This window comes from Coriobacteriia bacterium (assembly GCA_031292615.1).
Classification (GTDB): domain Bacteria; phylum Actinomycetota; class Coriobacteriia; order Anaerosomatales; family JAAXUF01; genus JARLGT01.
This window is the reverse complement of sequence record JARLGT010000107.1, coordinates 1-17,332: the sequence shown is the minus strand read 5'-3', so window position 1 is coordinate 17,332 and position 17,332 is coordinate 1. Positions and strand designations below refer to the sequence as shown.

Sequence of the window (17,332 nt, the reverse complement as noted above, 5' to 3'; positions counted from 1 at the left end):
GGCGGGCCCCCCCCAGGGGCGGCCCGACGAGTCTTGCGCATCGATGATGCTCAGCTTACGGCGTGAAGTCAGTATCGGGCTTCAGATCGAGCACAAAGCGCGTCAGCAGTTTCACCGTTGCGTCGAGGTCCGAGAGCGCCAGAACCTCGGTCGGTGTATGCATGTAGCGAAGCGGAATCGATACGAGCGCAGCTGCCTTGCCGCCACGGGCGAGCTGGATGGCGTTGGCGTCGGTGCCCGTGCCGCGTGGCTCGGCACCGATCTGATACTTGACCTTGGTTTTGTCGGCGGCCGCAATGAGGAGCTCGAACAGTGCAGGGTTCACGTTTGCTCCGCGCGCGATGATCGGCCCATCGCCACAGTTCGCCTCGCCGTGCTTGCGCTTGTCGATGTCGGGATAGTCGGTTGCGTGCCCCACCTCGACAGCGATACCCACCGTCGGATCGCAGCACCAGGCGCTCGTTGTGCCGCCGCGAAGCCCGATCTCCTCTTGCACCGTTGCCGCGGCGGTCAGGTCGCCGGGCGCACCGCCTGCCGCCTTGACCTCCTCGAGAACGCGCGCCGCGATCCAAGCGCCCATCTTATCGTCGAAGGCGCGAGAGACGGCCATGCCATCGCCGTACGTCTCGAGCCCGAGATCGAACGTTATCGGATCGCCGATGCGCACTCGCTGCTTGACCTCATCGCCCTTGAAACCCACGTCGATGAAGAGCTTCTCGAGCTTGGTGATGGTCTTGCGCTCATCGTCGTCAATCAGGTGGATCGGCTTGCGTCCCATAACGCCGAGCAGCGCGCCGCCCTTGGTATGCACTCGCACGCGCATGCCCGGCAGGATCGCCGCGTCGACGCCGCCGATGGCCGCAAACGCGATGTAGCCCTCGGGCGTGATGTAGTTGACCATCAGACCAATCTCGTCGATGTGCCCGGCGAGCATCACCGAGACGCCGTCGGCCTTGCCCTTGAGGAGTGCATGCACCGAACCCATGACGTTGGTGTCGATCGAGTCTGCGGTCTTGGCGAGCCTGTCTCGGAATACCTTGGCCGCTGGCTGCTCGAAGCCTGAGGGCGAAGGGGCCTCGACTAGCTCGGTAAGGAACTCCAGGTCTTTCTTGTGCATAGACGAGCCTCCGAATCGCATCGGGTTGACGTGCTACTGTAGCGCGATTCCGCATGTCACGAGAAGTTAACAGGGTGCCGATGGTGTCTGCGGGGGCATCATCGGACAATAAGGATGTATGCCCTTCACGGGCGCCGCGTACCGAGAGGAACCTGATGAAGCTCTACTTCGTCCGTCATGCGACAGCTTCGAGCAAGGCGAACTGGCGCCAGGACGATGGACTGCGCCCGCTCACACGAGCCGGCCGTCAGCGCTTCTCGATGGCGGCGGCGTCGCTGGTAGGCGCTGGCGCGCTGCACCCCGACCTCATCATCACAAGCCCGCTCGTCCGCGCCGATCAGACAGCCCGGCTCTTGGGCAAAGCGCTCGGCCGAGCAGTTCCCATCGTCACCGACGAGCGTTTGGGCCACGAGTTCGACCGGGCTGCCCTGCAGGCCATCCTCGCCGAGCACCACGGCGCGCGTTCAATCGCGATCGTGGGACACAACCCGAGCTTCGCGAGCGTGCTATGCGAAGTCATCGGCGACGCATCGATTGACGTACGCAAGGGATCGGTGGCACTTGTGGAGCTTGCAGCGCTCAGGCCACCGGCAGGGCGCCTCATGTGGCTCGCTCCGCCGACGATCTTCCCGGGTTGCGAGTAGGCGCGCTCCCTTGCGTGGGAAGCCTGGGCTAGCGCAACCAGCCCAAGTCGACCTGCGGGTTGTGCGAGCCACTCGCTGGCAACGCGCCCAACCCGGAACGCATGACGAGCCTGCGGGTTGCGGCGCCGTAGATTGCTCCACCCTTTGCCGCCTTGACGCCCACTCGCAGCGCTAGTGGCCACGCCGCCGAGACGTAGCGCGACGCTGCGCCCTGAGGCCCAGCATCCAGCGCGCCTGCAAGATCGGCGCCGCTGCGAAGCGCGTAGCTGATGCCCTCCGCCGAGCTGGGACTGATGAAGCCGGCGGCCTCCCCAGCGAGCAGCACACGACCACGGCCGACGAACAGGTGGCTCGGGCGAGTGGGACGCGAAATCGCGGCTGCGCCTCGATGCAACTCCCGGCCGAAACGAAAACCGCTGGCTCGCAGCTTGCCCACAAACTCGTCGTAGCGAGCCGGCACACCGGCGCCCACCGGGAAAGCCGCGCCAACCGCCACCGTGCCGCCCTTCGGGATGGTCCAGCCGTAGAAGTCCGTCAGCGACTCATCGAAGATCGCGCCGTAGAACGGGTCGGCGCTTCCCACGTCAAAGACGGCCTGAACCGCCGAGTACCGCTCGGGCGAGGTCTCCGTCGGATAGACCAGTCGGCGCACGGTTGAGCTCGCACCATCGGCTCCGATGACCATGCGGGCGCGAACGCTCGCCCGACCGCCGTCGGCGGTTCGGAACGTCAGCGTGGGTGCCTCTTCGTCGGTTTCGATTGCCGAGAGGCTCCATCCCCAGCAACGCTCGACGCTATGTGGAACGAGCGAGACCAACCAGCGGTCGAACGCTTCGCGATCGACGTTGACGTAAAAGCGCTGGTAGAGCCGCTCGAGCTCGGCGGAGAGGTCGAGCGTGCGTACTGCGAAGAGTTGCGGGCCGGCGATGACTGCCTGCGGAATGCCGAGGCCCTGACGCGCTAGCTCGCGCTGCGCCGCCGGGGCAAGCAGCCCACCGCACAGCTTAGAGGCGGGGCTCTGGCAAGGGTCAAGGTCCATGCGACGCCGGTCGACCAGCAGCACCCGATGCTTGCTTCCAAGTCGCCGAGCGAGCGTGGAGCCGGCCGGACCCGCTCCGATGATCGCGATGTCGTACATTGCAGCCTCCGCGTGTCGCTGGTTCGCTTGTCCCAGCATGGCCGAGGCGGCACGTCGCGAACGCAGGCGTTACGGACGTTTGGGAGGCGGTTGCACAGGCGTTACCCTCGGCGGGTCACTCCAGCTCCATGTCGATGCGCGAATCCGCTAGCGACACGCTAACGACTCGCACCTTGACCCTCTCGCCCAGACGGTAGACGGAGCTCTTCTTCTCCGATGCAAGCACGTGGCGCGGGCCGTCGTAGCGATACGGCCCTCCCGGCAACGAATCGACGTGCACTAGACCCTCGGCGGTATTGTCTAGCTGCACGAACAGGCCGAAGTTCGCCACGCCTGTGATCAGCCCGGGGAAGACCTCGTCGATGTGCTCGCCCATGAGCTCGGTGAGTTTGTAGCGCGTCGAGTCGTTCTCGGCCATCTCGGCCTCGCGCTCCATGAAGCTGCTGTGCTCGGCGAGCCATCCAAGCTCGGGGATCATGTGGGCGGCGTTGGGATCCGTGTCCAGCTTGCCGCGCAGTTGCGCCTTGAGCAGGCGATGGACGATCAGGTCGGGATAGCGGCGGATTGGTGAGGTGAAGTGCGTGTAGGCCTCGCTCGCCAGGCCGAAGTGCGGCGAGAGGTAGTCGACGTAGCGGGCGCGCTCGAGCGATCGGACCAGCAGCGAGTTGATGAGGTACTTCTCGGGGCGAGCGTGAGCGAACTTGATAATGCGCTGGAACGTCTGCGGCGATGCACCGTGCAGGTCTTTGACCGGGTAGTCGAACTCCTTGAGCACCAGTCCGATCTGGTCGAGCGCGTCCGGATCGGGATCCTCGTGGATGCGGTAGATCATCGGCACCTTGGCGTCGCGCATGTGGCGCGCAACCGCTTCGTTGGCGGCGATCATCGCTTCCTCGATGGAGTTGGTCGCCACCGTGCGCTCGCGCAACACGACCTCAAGCGGCTTGCCGTCGGAGTCGAGTCGGACCTTTGCCTCGACGGTCTCGAAGTCCAGTCCGCCTCTCGCGATGCGGCGCTCGCCGATGTGATGTGCCACCTTCGCGAACTCGCGCAACGCCGCTTCGCTATCGGCGTCGGGGAACGGCTCGTCGTCCGAAAGCCAGCGATCGACTTGGTCGTAGTTGAAGCGCCGGTCGCTCGTGATCACGCTCGGGAAGATCGCGACCTCCTCCACCACGCCATCCTTCGAGAGCGTCATGTCGACGCTGAACGTGACGCGCGGTTCGCCAGGGTTCAGCGAGCAGATGCCGTTGGAGAGCTGCTCGGGGAGCATAGGCAGCACGCGGTCGACCAGGTAAACGCTCGTTGCGCGCAGGCGCGCCTCGTTGTCGATTGACGAGTCCCAGGGCACGTAGTGGCTGACGTCGGCGATGTGTACGCCGAGAATCACGCGGCCGTCCTCGGCGTGTCCGATGCTGATGGCGTCGTCAAAGTCGCGCGCGTCGACCGGATCGATCGTGAAGGTGAAGCGGTCGCGAATGTCTCGGCGGTCTGGCTCTTGGCGAAGGGCGTCGTCGACGTCGAGGCGAATCTTGGCCGCTTCCTCGCCCACCGCGTCGGGGAACTCGGTGCGCAGACCGTGCTCGCGGATGGTGATCTCGATCTGGATGCCGGGGTCGCCCTCGCGCCCGACGATCTCCTCGATGAAGCCCTGCGCGGAGTGATTGCGCGACGGGTACCCGGTGATCCGGGCTACGACGATGTCGCCACTGGTCGCGTCGCCGACCGCGTTGGGCGCGATGAAGATGTCGTGGCGCATGCGGCGGTCGGCCGGCGAGACGATGCCGATGGCTCCGTGCCGATCGAAACGGCCGACCACGGTGGCGTTCGCGCGCTCTACGACGCGGACGACCACGCCCGAGCGTCCGGCCTTGCCTCGATGCGTCTCGGGACGCAGTGCAACCGTATCGCCGTGCATGGCGCCGGCGGTATCACGGGCGGGAACGAAGAAGTCGCCCTCTGGTGCGTCAACGAAGCCGTAGCCATGCCGCGTCATGGAGATTCGGCCGACGATGGGGCCTCCTCGGCGAGCCTTGGGAGATCGCTTGGGCTTCGCCACGAGGCTTCCTCTCTTTCAATCAGACCGTAGTAGAGAGTCTACCGCAGCCGCTCTCGCGAATCGCGTTCGGCACGGAGGGTGCTACAATCCGTCAAACCAAATGCCTCGGTACCAATCTGGAGCGAACAGATGAACCATGAACACGACCTCGCGCCCTGTCTGATCGGCAGAGGCACCCTCGCAAACCCCCGCGATATGCTCCGAGCTCTCGAGACACTCGAGAGCCTTGAGTATCGCTTCACCGCGCATGGACAGTCTGTCGATGATGGCCGCGCGGCGCTGGTCAAGCTGATGGCAGACCCTGAGTCCGCGACGCTGGTCGTCAACGGCTGCCTCTTCCTCAACGTGCTCTCCTTCCGCTACCTCGACTTCGAGCCGCTTCCCGAGGAGCGCTGGCGCTTCGTTCTTCACGGCGATGGCTCCACGCTCGAGCTCATCTCGGTGCCCGAGACCGAGGAGGAGGCTGCGGCGACGACCCGTCCGCACCTGCTGTCCGAGGAGGCCGCGCCCGACTTTGAGTCGCTCATCGCCTTAGACGACGAGGACGAAGAAGACTAGGAACTCAGCGTCTTGTAGACGTGCGGGCGCCCCGGGGGTGCCGCGCGCAGTTGCGCAGAAGGGCCGCCCAGTGGGCGGCCCTTCGAGCATGTTTGAGCGCGGCACCCCCGGGGCGCCTGCACGTCTATCGCTTACTTCCCCTTGGCTTTGGCCAGCGCTATGGCTGTGTTGAGCTGGGTGTCCGTCTTAGGATCGAGTTGCTTCATCGGGTCCATGACGACGATGTGATCCGGGGTCAGGCCGATGCCGTTAATGACGCGCTTCTTGGGCGTCAGGTAGTGGGCGATGGTGAATTTGACCGCAGACCCATCCGGAAGCGGGACGATCGTCTGAACGCTGCCCTTGCCGTAGCTCTGCTCGCCGACGAGCGTGGCACGGCCGTAGTCCTGCAAAGCACCCGCGGTGATCTCACTGGCTGAGGCCGAGTTGCCGTCGATGAGCACCACGAGCGGCAGGTCGGTGATCTTGTGCCCTGTCGCGTAGCTGACAGCCTCGGGCTTGTTGCGCTCGTCAACGCGAACGATCGGGCCATCCGGAATGAACAGCGACGAGACACCGACGGCTTGGTCGAGCAGCCCGCCGGGATCTTCGCGCAGGTCGAGGACGAGCGACTTGGCGCCCTGCTTGGTCAGGTCGTTGATCGCCTTCTCCATGTCAGTGGTGGAGTTGGCGTTGAACTGCCCCAGCCGCACGTAGCCCACGTTGCCGTACATCTTGGTCTTGGTATTGGGGTAGTCGATCATCGCTCGAGTGATCTTGAACGGCACCTCAGTGCCGGCCTTCGTCGGGTCGGCATTTGGTCGAAGCATCGTCAGGGCAATCTGAGTGCCTTCCGCCCCGCGAACGCGCTTCACGACCTCGTCCTGCGTCCACTTGTCTTGGCGGACGCCGCCGATGACGAGGAAGACATCGCCCTGTTTCATGCCGGCCTTAGCGGCGGGCGTGTTGGGGTAGACCTCGACAACGTACGCTTGGCCTTGCTTGTTCTCGCCGAGAACCACGCCGATGCCGCCAAAGGAGCCGTTGGTCTCCTCGGAGAACGCCTTGAAGTGCGTCGCATCGAAGTACGTAGCGTACTTGTCGCCGTTGCTACCCAGAAGGCCCTGAACGGCGCCCGCAGTGGCCGAGGTCTCGGTGGGAGGACTCAGTGCCTGTGCCTTGAGAAGCGCTTCGACCTCAGAGACCTTGTCGGCGGTGGGGCTGCCGTTCGGGCTCAGGGCAGCCGCCGACGGCAACTCGGTGAAGTAGCCGAGGTGCGATACGGCGAAGCCTCCGATGAAGCCGAACGACGCGACGATCACGACGAGCGCAACGCCGACGATGACCTTGGTGGTCTTGCTCATGCAGCTATACCGCTTTCGTTGGGAGGTCGATGCCGGCTCGCGCTGGCCCCTAGACCTTCAGGTAGCGCCTCAGCGCAAACCCTGAGCCGAGCAGTCCGATGAACACGCCGGCCAAGATGAGCACGAGCGCGATCTGCGCGGTGGCCTGTCCGGTCATGCTGACCGGAAGGAACGGCAGCGCGTCGCCCAGCCTCGGCATGATAGCGGCCTGGAGTCCGGCTACGGACAGGATTGCAAGGCCTGCGCCAATCAACGCCTGAAACACGCCTTCGAGCAGGAACGGCGTGCGGATGAACCAGTTGCTGGCGCCGACGAGCCGCATGATGCCAATCTCCTTGCGGCGCGCGTAGATAGCCAGGCGAATGGTGTTGTTGATGAAGATCAGGGATACGGCGCCGAGCATGAAGACAAACGCAATCTCTATCCAACGCACGACCTGCGTGAACGCGAAGAGCTTCTTGACGACCTGCTGACCGTACTTAAGTGATTCCTCAGGGTTGTCAGGTCGATCGGCAACCTTGAGGAACAGTGGGTTCACTTTGATCTTGTCGACCATCGCCTGAACGGTCCGTGGATCTTTGAGTGTCACGTCGAGCGAAGCCGGCAGCGGGTTGCCCTCGAGCTGTTGGATGATCTCCGGGCTCTGCTTCATGTCCTGCTTGAACTTCTGGAGAGCGGCGTCCTTGCTCGTGTACTGAACACCTGCGACGTTGGCGGTGTCGCTCAGCAGCGCCGTCTGCAGCGCGTTGACGTCGGTAGTGGCCGCGCCATCCTTCAAGAAGATCTGGATGGTGACCTTGTCCTCTACCGACTTGACGACGCTGTTGATGATGAAGCCGGTGGCAAGGAACACGCCGACAAGCAGCAGCGACAGGTAGATCGTGATGACGGCACCCAGGGTCATGACCCAGTTGCGACGGAAGTTCTGAATCGACTCGCTAACGAAGTACCCAATGTTAATCGACATAGCCGTACACCCCTCGGTCCTGGTCGCGGACGATGCGGCCACCGTCGAGAGCGATGACTCGGCGGCGCATGTTATCGACCATGTCGCGGTCGTGCGTCGCCACCAGCACGGTAGTGCCGGTCTTGTTGATGCGCTCGAGCAACTTCATGATGCCGAGCGAAGTCTGAGGGTCAAGGTTACCCGTAGGCTCGTCGCATAGGAGCAGCGGCGGCCGGTTTACGAACGCGCGGGCGATGGAGACACGCTGCTGCTCGCCTCCCGACAGTTGGTCGGGATAGCTATCGATCTTGTCCTCGAGACCGACAAGCCGCAGAACCTCCGGCACCTGCGTGCGGATGACGTGCTTGGACTTGCCGATAACCTCAAGCGCAAACGCGACGTTCTCGAACGACGTCTTGTTCGGCAGGAGCTTGAAGTCTTGGAAGACGCAACCGATGTTGCGGCGCAGGTAGGGGACCTTCCAGCTCTTCATCTTCGCGAGATCCTGACCAGCGACGACGATCTGCCCGCGGGTGGGCAGCAGCTCGCGCAGAAGCAGCCGGATGAAGGTGGACTTGCCCGATCCTGAGTGGCCGACGATGAAGACGAACTCGCCGGATCCAATCTCGACGTCGACGTCGGTCAGGGCCGAGTTCTCCTCGTTGTAGTACTTGGACACACCCCGCATCGTGATCATCGCGGGGCCCGTACGTGGGAGAACGCCGGGAACTTCCGGCGCTGTGGACGCCGGATTGACCGACGCCTGGCTCATATCTGTCACAGGGATGCTCCGTTTCTTGGCGACGATTCCCTAGCTAGATTCTAACAGAGGCTCCTAGCGAAACCCTTTCCAGTGCGCGTGGAGAATGCGTGAGCGTTCCGACCAAGGCTCATAGCACGGCGATTCAGCTACAGGTTCGGCGAGGGACTGCCGTTGTGAAGATGGCTGTGACACGCCGCGCAGTTAGTCGGAAAACTGACGGTGCTCGTCCCAGCCATAGAGTCGTGGGTCGAGGAGTCCCATGCATGACACGTGCCGCAGAAGAACCGGAAGTCATATCCGCCGCCGGGAACGGGCGCCACCGCGACGCCGTTGATGGTCTTCAGGCCGTTTGCCGATGTCACGTTTTGCAGGAGCGCGTAGCTGTTGGCTGTGCCATGTGGGTCGTGACACGAGCCGCACTCGAGCACGTCGCCGTACTGGTAGCCCATGTCCGGCCTCAGGAACGCGGTGGTTGTGGTCGCGCCACTTCGCTGCCCGAACCCGTGGACGTTGACGGCGTACGCATCCTTGATGTCGGCAACCGTCGTGGCCGCACCGGAGGCCAGAACCGCGCTGGCCCAAGGCGTGGTCTCTTGGCTCGTTGGTAGCGCTTGCCCGTTGTGGCACGTAAAGCAGAAGTCCTTCTGGTCCGAGAGTGGCGTTGTCCACACCCCGCTCGGACTCGGATTGTGCGGATTGACGAGCGGGTTGGCTGCCGTACTCGCGTGAGTGTTGTGGCAGTTCTGGCACGTCATCCGAGCACCGTTGACCTGATCTTGCGGCAGCAGTGGATGCTTGGCGTTGGCGGCGGAGTTCTCCGTGAGCCGGCTCCAGATATCTGGCGCATTTGGATCGGACTGCGCGGAGTTGTGACACTCGACGCACATCATGTAGCCGCTGTACTTGTTGAGGTCCTCGTTGCGAGAGGAGTGCGACTCGTGGCATGCATCACACTTGATTCCCGCCCCCGTTGGCGGCGCAGTGACGTTGCTGTGGGCCGAGTTCTCGAAGCCGCTCAGATCGCCCATCGGCAGCGTCGAACCTACGCCATGGCACGTGTAGCAGAACGCGTCTCCGGCGGGGGTGTCGGTCACCACAACGCAAGGCGACACGCTGTTGGTCAGCATGAGGTTGGCGGTAGGCTCCGTGGACGTCTTGAGCGGTCGGTGGCACGTATTGCACGTGAACTGCGCTTCCGGCGAGACAGTTGCGTCGAGCGCATGTCGGGACTTCGCCTGCGGGTCTAGGAACTCTCCCAGTGAAGTCGCGGGCGCGTGGCACGAGTCGCACACGGTATCGACCGTCGCACCCGGGAAGCGAATGAGCTTGCTGGGTGACGTCGAGGTATGAACGGCGTGGCAGATGCATGCCGAGTCTTCCTGGATGATGTGCGGACTGGGGTCTGTATAGATCTCGCGGCCACGCGCTTCGAGTTCCAGCGACGGGCTACCCAGGGTACCGGATGCGTCGACGGCGACCACCGAATAGTAGTAGGGCGCACCGTTTTGAACAGTCAGGTCGAAGTAGGTGGTGGCAGCGATCGGAATAGACGTCAGCACACTTGGAGTGCCCAGGCTTGAGTCGGCGCGAAGCACTTCGTATGCGACCGTCGACGGATTGGGCGAGGCGGCCCAGCTCAGCACGACCGACCCCGAGGACTCGACTGCCGCAAGTCCGCTCGGCCTTTGGGGACCCGTGGTGGTGGTCGAGATGCTGGGCGCGACCGCGCTCGACGTATCGGACAGAGAACTCTCCCCTCGCAGGTCGAGCGTCGACACGGCATACCAGTAGTGGCGTGACGCCGAGAGCGTAGAGTCGACGTACTGCGTGCCTTGGAGCCCGCCCGTCGTCGTGGCCAGCACCGAGTAGTGCTCGCCGTCGGTCGAACGCCAGACGTGATAGCTGACAGAGCCCAGAGTGTCGCTGCTGGCAGTCCAGTCAACGAGTGCAAAGTATCCCGAGGGCGCCGTGGCGTACACGGCGATCGGGGCCGAGGGCAGCGGTGCGAACAGTGTGGTTCCGGAGACTGGCGCGGCAGCCGATGACTTGCCCGCGCCGTTGACGGCGTAGACCGCGAAGCTGTACGACGTGCTCGGCGATAGGCCAACGATGTCGACGTACGGATCTGTCGTCGACGTGAGGAACGTGCCGTCTCGGTAGACGTCGTAGCGGGCGATCAGGCTGGCGGTATCGGGAACGGCCGGCCAGCTCAGGTTGATGCTCGCGAAGCCTGTTGCGCTCGCGGTCACCGACGGGGTCGCTGGCGTGGCCGTGTCGACCTTGAAGCTCGCCTGTCGCGTTGTCTCATCGGCGCGCACGCCGTTGGGGTCGTGCGCGGAGTAGTAGAGCGTGGACGACACGCCGGGCGGCGTCATGGTAGTCGTGTAGTTCTGGTAGGGCCCGCTCGGTGAGTTCCAGCTGTACATGATCGTGCTGCTCGCCTCCATCGGAAGGGCAGCGAGCGTGACGGTCGGCGTGGTGACGTACCATCCGTCAGCGCCGTCCGGCGTGGTGGGTGTCGAATTGAGAATCGTCGTCAGTGGGCTGGTATCGACAAATGTGGTCTTGAAGAAGATCGGCGTCGAGCTAGTGTCCGACACGTTGCCGGCGACATCGACCGTATCCAAGGCGACCGAGTAGTTGGTGTTGCTCGCCAGCCCAAAGAGCGAGGCGGACGTGGTGGCGGTACTCAGCGCATAGGTGCCGTTGACGTAGAGGTTGTAGTGATCGACACCCGAGACCGTGTCCGTTGCAGCCTGCCAAGCGATCTGTGCCGTCGAGGTGGAGACCGAGGTGGCGGTCACGAGGCCCGAGGCGGAGGGCGCCGAGAAGTCGACCTTGAAGTTTGCGCTGTTGACCGCCTCGGCGTTGCTCGAAGCGTCGACCGAGTAGTAGTAGAGGGTCGAGATACCGGCGGGAGCCAGGAACGAACCGGTGTAGGGCAGGAACGGACCGGCAGCCGAGGACCATCCGTAGTAGGTCGTTCCGACCTTGCTCGAGACAAGACTGATGACCGGAGGATTGGTTCGGAACCAGCCGTTGGTCCCGTTCGGTACGATCGGGTTCGTCCCCATCGTTGTCACCGGCGGCGAAACGTCGGCGTTTCGGAGCACTATGCCCCCCGTGCCTGTCACAAACGCCCGAGACGCATCGAGCATCGCGACGGACGTGAGCGTCTTGGCAGTGCCGGAGGATCGAAGCACCCACGTGGTGCCACCGTCGCTGGTTCGAGCGATGACACCACCGCCGCCGACCGCCACGCCGTTGTTGGCGTCGGCGAAGCGTATCCAGTAGAACGGCAGTGTGGTGGGGGTGCTCTGGCGAATCCAGTTCGCGCCGCCGTCCGTAGTCTTGAGAATGACTCCGGAGTCACCCGTCGCGTATCCCACGTTCGCGTCTCGGAAGTAGACGTCCCATAGGTTGGCATTGGCGCTGGTCGCCTGAGTGGTCCAGGTCGCACCGCCGTTGGCTGTGTGATACACGACGTTGTTGCCCGCGATTCGCGTGCCGACGGCCCACCCGTTGTTCACGTCGGCCATGTACACGCTGTTGAGCACCTGGGTGGTGTCCACCGAGCCAGTGGCCCACGTACTACCGCCGTTCGCGGTGTACTTGATTGATCCTTGGCCGCAGACCACCGCGTGAGCAGAATCGACCGCCGAGATGGACTTGATGTTGTACAAGACCCCAGAGGTCTGGCCGATCCACGTCTGGCCGCCGTCGTTCGTGCGGCGGATCGTGCCGTTGTCACCCGCTCCCCAGACCGTTTGGCTGCTGAGAACCGAGATGCAGTTCAGGGCGTTGTTCGTGCCGGTCTTCTGCGCGGCCCACGTTTGACCGGCGTCGCTCGTACGCATGACCCATCCACCGGCGCCTGCGATCCAGCCGTTGACGGCATCGGCGAACGCGACCACGTTGAGATTCGAGAGTGTCCCAAACTGCAGTGAGGTCCACGCCGCACCGCCGTTGACAGTTCGCCTGATCGTTCCGCTATCTCCAACGAGGTAGCCCGTGTTGGCGTCGGCAAACCAGCTCGCATAGATACCTGTAGGTGGGTCGACGGTCGAGGTCGGCATTCCGGCGGCCTCGGAGGTCCAGGTGGTGCCGCCGTCAGTCGTCTTCTGGACGATGCCGTAGTTGCTGGCGAGCCAACCGGTGTTGGCGTCGACGAAGAAGATCGTGCGCACGGGATTGGTGCCTGCCCCGGCCGAGAGCGCCGACCATGCCGAGCCACCGTTGTTGGTCGTGAGCACCACGCCGTTGTTACCGGCCGCCCACACCTGACTGACGCTGACGCCTTGGACAGCTAGCAGAACCTGCGTAGTACCTGACGTCTGGGTGGTCCAGGTCTCACCGCCGTTGGTGGATCTCAGGATGACGCCGTTGTTGCCCACGGCGTAGCCCCGATTACCGTTCGCGAACCAGACGGCGTTGAGCCCCTGCGTCGTTCCGGACGGCTTGGCGGTCCACGTCGCGCCACCGTCTGTTGTCTTGAGAATCGTGCCGGTTCCGCCCACGGCGAAGCCAGTCGTGCTGCTTGTGAACCAGACCCCGTTGAGCACCTGTGTGGTTCCCGAGTTCTGAGGCGCCCAGTTGATGCCATCACTCGTGTGCTCGATCAGCCCGCTGTCACCGACGACCCAGCCGTTGTTCAGGTCGGTGAAGCTCACGCCACGCCACACGGTGATCCCTGAGGCCTGAGTCTCCCAAGTCGCGCCGGCGTCGGCCGTGCGCATGATGGTGCCGTTGGTGCCAACGACCCAGCCATGGTTTGCGTCCACGAACGAGGTTGCGCGATACGTCGCGGTGGTGCCGAGCATCGCGGTGAACCAGAACTCGCCGCTGTTGCGCGTGAAGAAGGTCACGCCGAAGTCGCCGACGGTCTTGATGTTGTTCGCGTCGATCATCTTGACGTCGCGCAATGCGTTGGCCTGCAAGTTGTTCTGCGACTGGTTCAGCCAAGTCACGCCACCATCGCGCGTATGGCGAATCTGCCCGTTGGTTCCGACGACCACAGTGTTGCTGGCGTCAAGGCAACTTACGCCGGTCAGGTTAATCGCACCGGTTGCCCCAAGCCCCGACACTGCTGCCCAGGTCGCACCGCTATCCGCCGTTTTGAAGATCGTCCAGTTCGGCAGCGCAGCGTTGCCGACGACGTAGCCGACCACACCGCCCGGTGCGAACGAGACGGCCGCGAGGCCGGCCCCTCCTGCGGGAGAAACCACGGGGGTCCACGTGGCGCCACCATCCGAGGTCTTAAGGATGACGCCTGCTCCGCCGACAGCCCATCCCTTGGTGGCCGACACCATCTGTGCGTCGCTCAGCCCGACTGTCGAGGTGGTCGCGGCACTCTTCCAGGTCGCGCCGCCATTTGTCGTGTAGATGATGGTTGATGTCGTCGTTCCCAAGTCACCGACGGCCACTCCTACGTTCGCGTTGAAGAACGAGATTGATCGGAGATTGTGTCCAGCGTGCTCGGCGGGCACGGTCTGCGCGACCCACGTCGCACCACCGTCGCTCGTATGTTGGACGGTGCCGGAGAGCCCCGAGGCCCATCCGTTGCTGGCATCGACGAATGAGACGCCAGTCAGGTCGCGAGTGGTTCCCGGGTCCTCGGCGGTCCACGACGCACCGCCATCGGTGGTCTTGATGGCGGTGCCAGTAACCCCGACCGCCCAGCCGGTGTTGGTCGATACCCAAGAGGTGGATCGCAGGTCGTTTCCTTGCGGCAGAGGGTTCTGCCAGAACCACGTGCGATCGGTGCTCGGACCGGTCGAGATATAGGCAGAAGCAGAGAGAGGAATGAGTATCGCCACGACTATCGCGAGGAGCAGGAGGACCGGGATTCGGGTGTGCTTAACCACGGCGTGCGAAACAATACCTCGCACGCTGCGAGATTCACTCAGTCGTCGACCTGTTCCGGGTGCCATCGGTCGAGGCGCTCGGCCCTACTCATCAACTCCTTCGCTCATCGGGCAGAAGTGACGTGTCACGGGCATCGATGCCGGGACACCAGAGTGGTCGAAGTAGCGTATGGCGAAGCCATTCGCGAGCCCAGTAACGGCTCGCGACTTGCACGCGCGCAATCCGGATAACCGCTGGTAGACCCATCTGTTTGAGTGCTGCGGGGTCAAACCGAGTCCCTCCAGACACAGCGAAACACGTTCGCGTTGCTCGGCGAGCGCTCGGCACGTGCAGCCGATGTCCCACGCGTCGTCAATCAACGTCTCAACAGCCTCATCGGCAGGCGCTGCCGCACACAAAAGACGCCTCAAAACAACAAAACGGGAGAGTCCTCACAGCTCTGGCGCGCTCGACCAGCGATCTCGCGACTCTCCCCTTCGATATGATAACGATGAGCAAGGGCGTTGACCAGCCAAAACAGCCCATAATGCGACTCGCCCGCCCACGCTTTCGCGGGGACGGGCGAGCAGAAGTCGATGTTGAGTGCGCGCTACGCGAGAAGGTCGCGGGCCGACGAAGCAATGTCAGTCGCTGTCAGACCGTAGTAGGCGAGCAGCTCGTCGGGCTCACCCGACGTGCCGAACACGTCCTTGACGCCGACTCGGATCATCTTGGTCGGAGCTCCCTCGGCGAGCACTTCGGCGACTGCCGAGCCGAGCCCGCCGATGATGCTGTGCTCCTCGGCGGTGACGACCGCCTTGGTCTTTCGAGCGGAGGTCAGAACGGTCTCGGCGTCTATGGGCTTGAGCGAAGCGATGTCGATGACCTCGGCGGAGATGCCCTCGTCCGCGAGCGAGTCGGAGGCCTTGAGCGCCTCGGCAACCATCAGGCCACACGCGATCAGCGTCACGTCGGTTCCTTCGCGCAGCACGTTTGCCTTGCCCACGACGAACTCGTGGCCCTCGGGATAGACAGGGTCCGAGCCGGTGCGGCCCAGGCGGACATAGAACGGGCCGGGGGTCATTGCGGCGGTGCGAAGCGCGGCGCACGCCGAGGCGTAGTCGGCGGGCACGAGCACCGTCATGCCTGGTAGGACGCGCATGAGCGCGAGGTCCTCGATCATCTGATGGCTGCCGCCGTCGGGACCGACAGAGATGCCGGCGTGAGTCGGCGAAAGCTTCACGTTGAGATTGCTGTAGCAGACGGTGTTGCGGATCTGGTCGTAGGCGCGGCCGGTGGCGAACACCGCGAAGGAGCCAGTGAACGCGATCTTGCCCGAGAGTGAAAGGCCGGCAGCAACGTCAATCATGTTGGCCTCGGCGATACCGACGTTGAACAGGCGCTCCTCGTACTTGTCGGCGAGCTTGGCGGTGGTGGTGGACTTGGAGAGATCGGCCTCTACGGCGACCACGTCGACGCCTTCGTCGGCCAGTGCGACGAGGGTGACGCCCAAGGCCTCACGCGTGGCTTTGTTGCTCACTGGGCGCTCCCTTCGGTCAGCGAGTCGAGCTCGGCGAATGCGCGGGTGACCTCGTCTGCCGAGGGCGCCTTGCCGTGCCATCCGGCGTCGCCCTCCATGAACGAGACGCCCTTGCCTTTGACGGTGTGAGCCACGATCATCGCCGGGCCGCCGGTGTAGGCCTTGGCGGCCAGGAGTGCTGACTGAACGGCGGAGACATCGTGCCCGTCGACATCGGTGACGTGCCAGTCGAAGGCCGCAAACTTGGAGCCGACCGAACCGAGGCACATCACCTCGGTGCACGCGCCATCGATCTGCAGGCCGTTGTGGTCGACGATGGCCACGAGATTGGACAGCTTCTCGTGCGCCGCGAACATGGCGCCCTCCCAGACCTGGCCCTCTTGGATCTCACCGTCGCCCATGAGCACGAAGACGGTGCGGTCGTCGTGCGCGGGCTCTGGCAGCTCGCCACCGCGAAGCCCGGCCGCGAGCCCGGCCGCGATGGAAAGCCCTTGGCCGAGAGAGCCTGTGGAGACCTCGACTCCCGGCGTCTTCTTGCTATCGGGATGGCCCTGAAGCATCGAGCCGAGTTTGCGTAGAGTCAGCAGATGGTCTCGGCCGAAGTAGCCCGCCTCCGCGAGCGCCGCATAGAGCACGGGCGCCGCGTGGCCCTTCGAGAGGATGAAGCGGTCGCGCTCCTCCCACGTCGGGTTGAGCGGATCGTATTTGAGCACTCCGCCAAAGTACAGCGTCGCGACGATGTCTGCCGCCGAGAGCGAACCTCCCGGATGACCGCTTCCGGCCTCGGCGATCATCTCGACGATGTCTTTGCGCATGCGTGTGGCGGTCGATTCGATGGCCGTGACGTCAGGCATGACTGCTCTCCGATCGCACAACATTGAGTCCGTTACGGTCGCGTCTCGCCGACTTGACTTGGTCGGCACCCCCGAGACGGCGGGGCAAGGATACCACTGGAGCGTGCTCCTAGAAGCCGTACCCAGCGGCCATCTTCTCGAGCGGGATCGGCTTGATCTTGCTCGCCCACCCCGCCGAGCCAAACGTTTCGAAGCGATCTTGGCACAGCCCCTTGGTAGCCTGACGTGCCTCTTTGAGGAAGACGCGCGGATCAAAGACGCTGGGTCCGGTCGCCATCGAGCGGCGCATCGCACCGGTCATCGCGAGGCGAATGTCCGTGTCGATGTTGACCTTGCGCACGCCGTTCTTGATTCCCTCGAGGATCTCCTCGTACGGCACGCCGTAGGTCTCCTTCATATCGCCGCCATACTCGCGAATGATTGCGAGCATCTCCTGCGGCACGCTGGAGGAGCCATGCATGACCAGATGCGTATTGGGGATGCGGCGATGTATCTCTCGGACGCGCTCGATCGAGAGCACGTCGCC

General features: G+C 63.9%; 12 protein-coding genes. 2 read left to right on the top strand and 10 right to left on the bottom strand.

The genetic code is table 11. From position 1 onward, the window contains the following. Nucleotides 1–55 precede the first annotated feature (55 nt). Complete coding sequence (locus tag P4L93_09685; GenBank protein ID MDR3687212.1) at nt 56–1,117, bottom strand: M20/M25/M40 family metallo-hydrolase; 1,062 nt, start codon at nt 1,115–1,117, stop codon at nt 56–58. 155 nt (nt 1,118–1,272) lie between these two features. Here P4L93_09685 and P4L93_09680 point away from each other — a divergent pair, with 155 nt between their 5' ends. Beyond that, nucleotides 1,273–1,761: a histidine phosphatase family protein gene (locus P4L93_09680; GenBank protein MDR3687211.1), complete on the top strand. Its 489-nt coding sequence runs from the start codon at nt 1,273–1,275 to the stop codon at nt 1,759–1,761. A 28-nt stretch (nt 1,762–1,789) separates the two neighbouring features. Here P4L93_09680 and P4L93_09675 read toward each other — a convergent pair whose 3' ends face one another. Continuing rightward, the gene (locus tag P4L93_09675; protein MDR3687210.1) at nt 1,790–2,899 is read right to left on the bottom strand and encodes an FAD-binding protein; all 1,110 of its coding nucleotides are present in this window, start codon (nt 2,897–2,899) and stop codon (nt 1,790–1,792) included. Nucleotides 2,900–3,014: 115 nt separating this feature from the next. Beyond that, nucleotides 3,015–4,958 carry a ribonuclease R gene (gene rnr / locus P4L93_09670; GenBank protein ID MDR3687209.1) on the bottom strand — a complete coding sequence of 648 codons (1,944 nt, stop codon included), beginning with the start codon at nt 4,956–4,958 and terminating at the stop codon, nt 3,015–3,017. Between the two features lie 129 nt (nt 4,959–5,087). Between rnr and P4L93_09665 the strand changes: the two genes are divergently transcribed. Beyond that, nucleotides 5,088–5,516, top strand: coding sequence for a hypothetical protein (locus P4L93_09665; protein ID MDR3687208.1), 429 nt, complete (start codon nt 5,088–5,090; stop codon nt 5,514–5,516). Nucleotides 5,517–5,647: 131 nt separating this feature from the next. Here the strand turns inward: P4L93_09665 and P4L93_09660 are convergent, their stop codons facing one another. From P4L93_09660 to P4L93_09630, 7 genes are all read right to left on the bottom strand, one after another. Further along, on the bottom strand, nt 5,648–6,859 hold the full coding sequence (locus P4L93_09660; protein MDR3687207.1) for a S41 family peptidase: 1,212 nt from the start codon (nt 6,857–6,859) through the stop codon (nt 5,648–5,650). A gap of 49 nt (nt 6,860–6,908) precedes the next feature. Beyond that, entirely contained in the window at nt 6,909–7,826 is a 918-nt protein-coding gene (gene ftsX / locus P4L93_09655; GenBank protein MDR3687206.1) for a permease-like cell division protein FtsX, read from the bottom strand. Then, a complete protein-coding gene (gene ftsE / locus P4L93_09650; protein MDR3687205.1) occupies nt 7,816–8,577 on the bottom strand; it encodes a cell division ATP-binding protein FtsE in 762 nt (253 codons plus the stop codon). The genes ftsX and ftsE overlap by 11 nt, the downstream gene beginning before the upstream one ends. A gap of 137 nt (nt 8,578–8,714) precedes the next feature. Next, the gene (locus tag P4L93_09645) at nt 8,715–14,432 is read right to left on the bottom strand and encodes a YCF48-related protein (GenBank protein MDR3687204.1); all 5,718 of its coding nucleotides are present in this window, start codon (nt 14,430–14,432) and stop codon (nt 8,715–8,717) included. Nucleotides 14,433–15,022: 590 nt separating this feature from the next. After that, the gene (locus P4L93_09640) at nt 15,023–15,952 is read right to left on the bottom strand and encodes a transketolase family protein (GenBank protein MDR3687203.1); all 930 of its coding nucleotides are present in this window, start codon (nt 15,950–15,952) and stop codon (nt 15,023–15,025) included. Next, entirely contained in the window at nt 15,949–16,806 is an 858-nt protein-coding gene (locus tag P4L93_09635) for a transketolase (protein MDR3687202.1), read from the bottom strand. Before P4L93_09635 ends, P4L93_09640 begins: the two co-directional genes overlap by 4 nt. A 109-nt stretch (nt 16,807–16,915) precedes the next feature. Continuing rightward, on the bottom strand, nt 16,916–17,332 hold a 417-nt coding region (locus P4L93_09630), incomplete at its 5' end, for a class II fructose-bisphosphate aldolase (protein ID MDR3687201.1).

Coding starts and splice junctions, on each gene's coding strand:
- ftsX (MDR3687206.1), bottom strand. CDS start 7,826: ATGTCGATTAACATTGGGTACTTCGTTAGCGAGTCGATTCAGAACTTC.
- ftsE (MDR3687205.1), bottom strand. CDS start 8,577: ATGAGCCAGGCGTCGGTCAATCCGGCGTCCACAGCGCCGGAAGTTCCC.
- P4L93_09665 (MDR3687208.1), top strand. CDS start 5,088: ATGAACCATGAACACGACCTCGCGCCCTGTCTGATCGGCAGAGGCACC.
- P4L93_09680 (MDR3687211.1), top strand. CDS start 1,273: ATGAAGCTCTACTTCGTCCGTCATGCGACAGCTTCGAGCAAGGCGAAC.
- P4L93_09675 (MDR3687210.1), bottom strand. CDS start 2,899: ATGTACGACATCGCGATCATCGGAGCGGGTCCGGCCGGCTCCACGCTC.
- P4L93_09635 (MDR3687202.1), bottom strand. CDS start 16,806: ATGCCTGACGTCACGGCCATCGAATCGACCGCCACACGCATGCGCAAA.
- P4L93_09660 (MDR3687207.1), bottom strand. CDS start 6,859: ATGAGCAAGACCACCAAGGTCATCGTCGGCGTTGCGCTCGTCGTGATC.
- P4L93_09685 (MDR3687212.1), bottom strand. CDS start 1,117: ATGCACAAGAAAGACCTGGAGTTCCTTACCGAGCTAGTCGAGGCCCCT.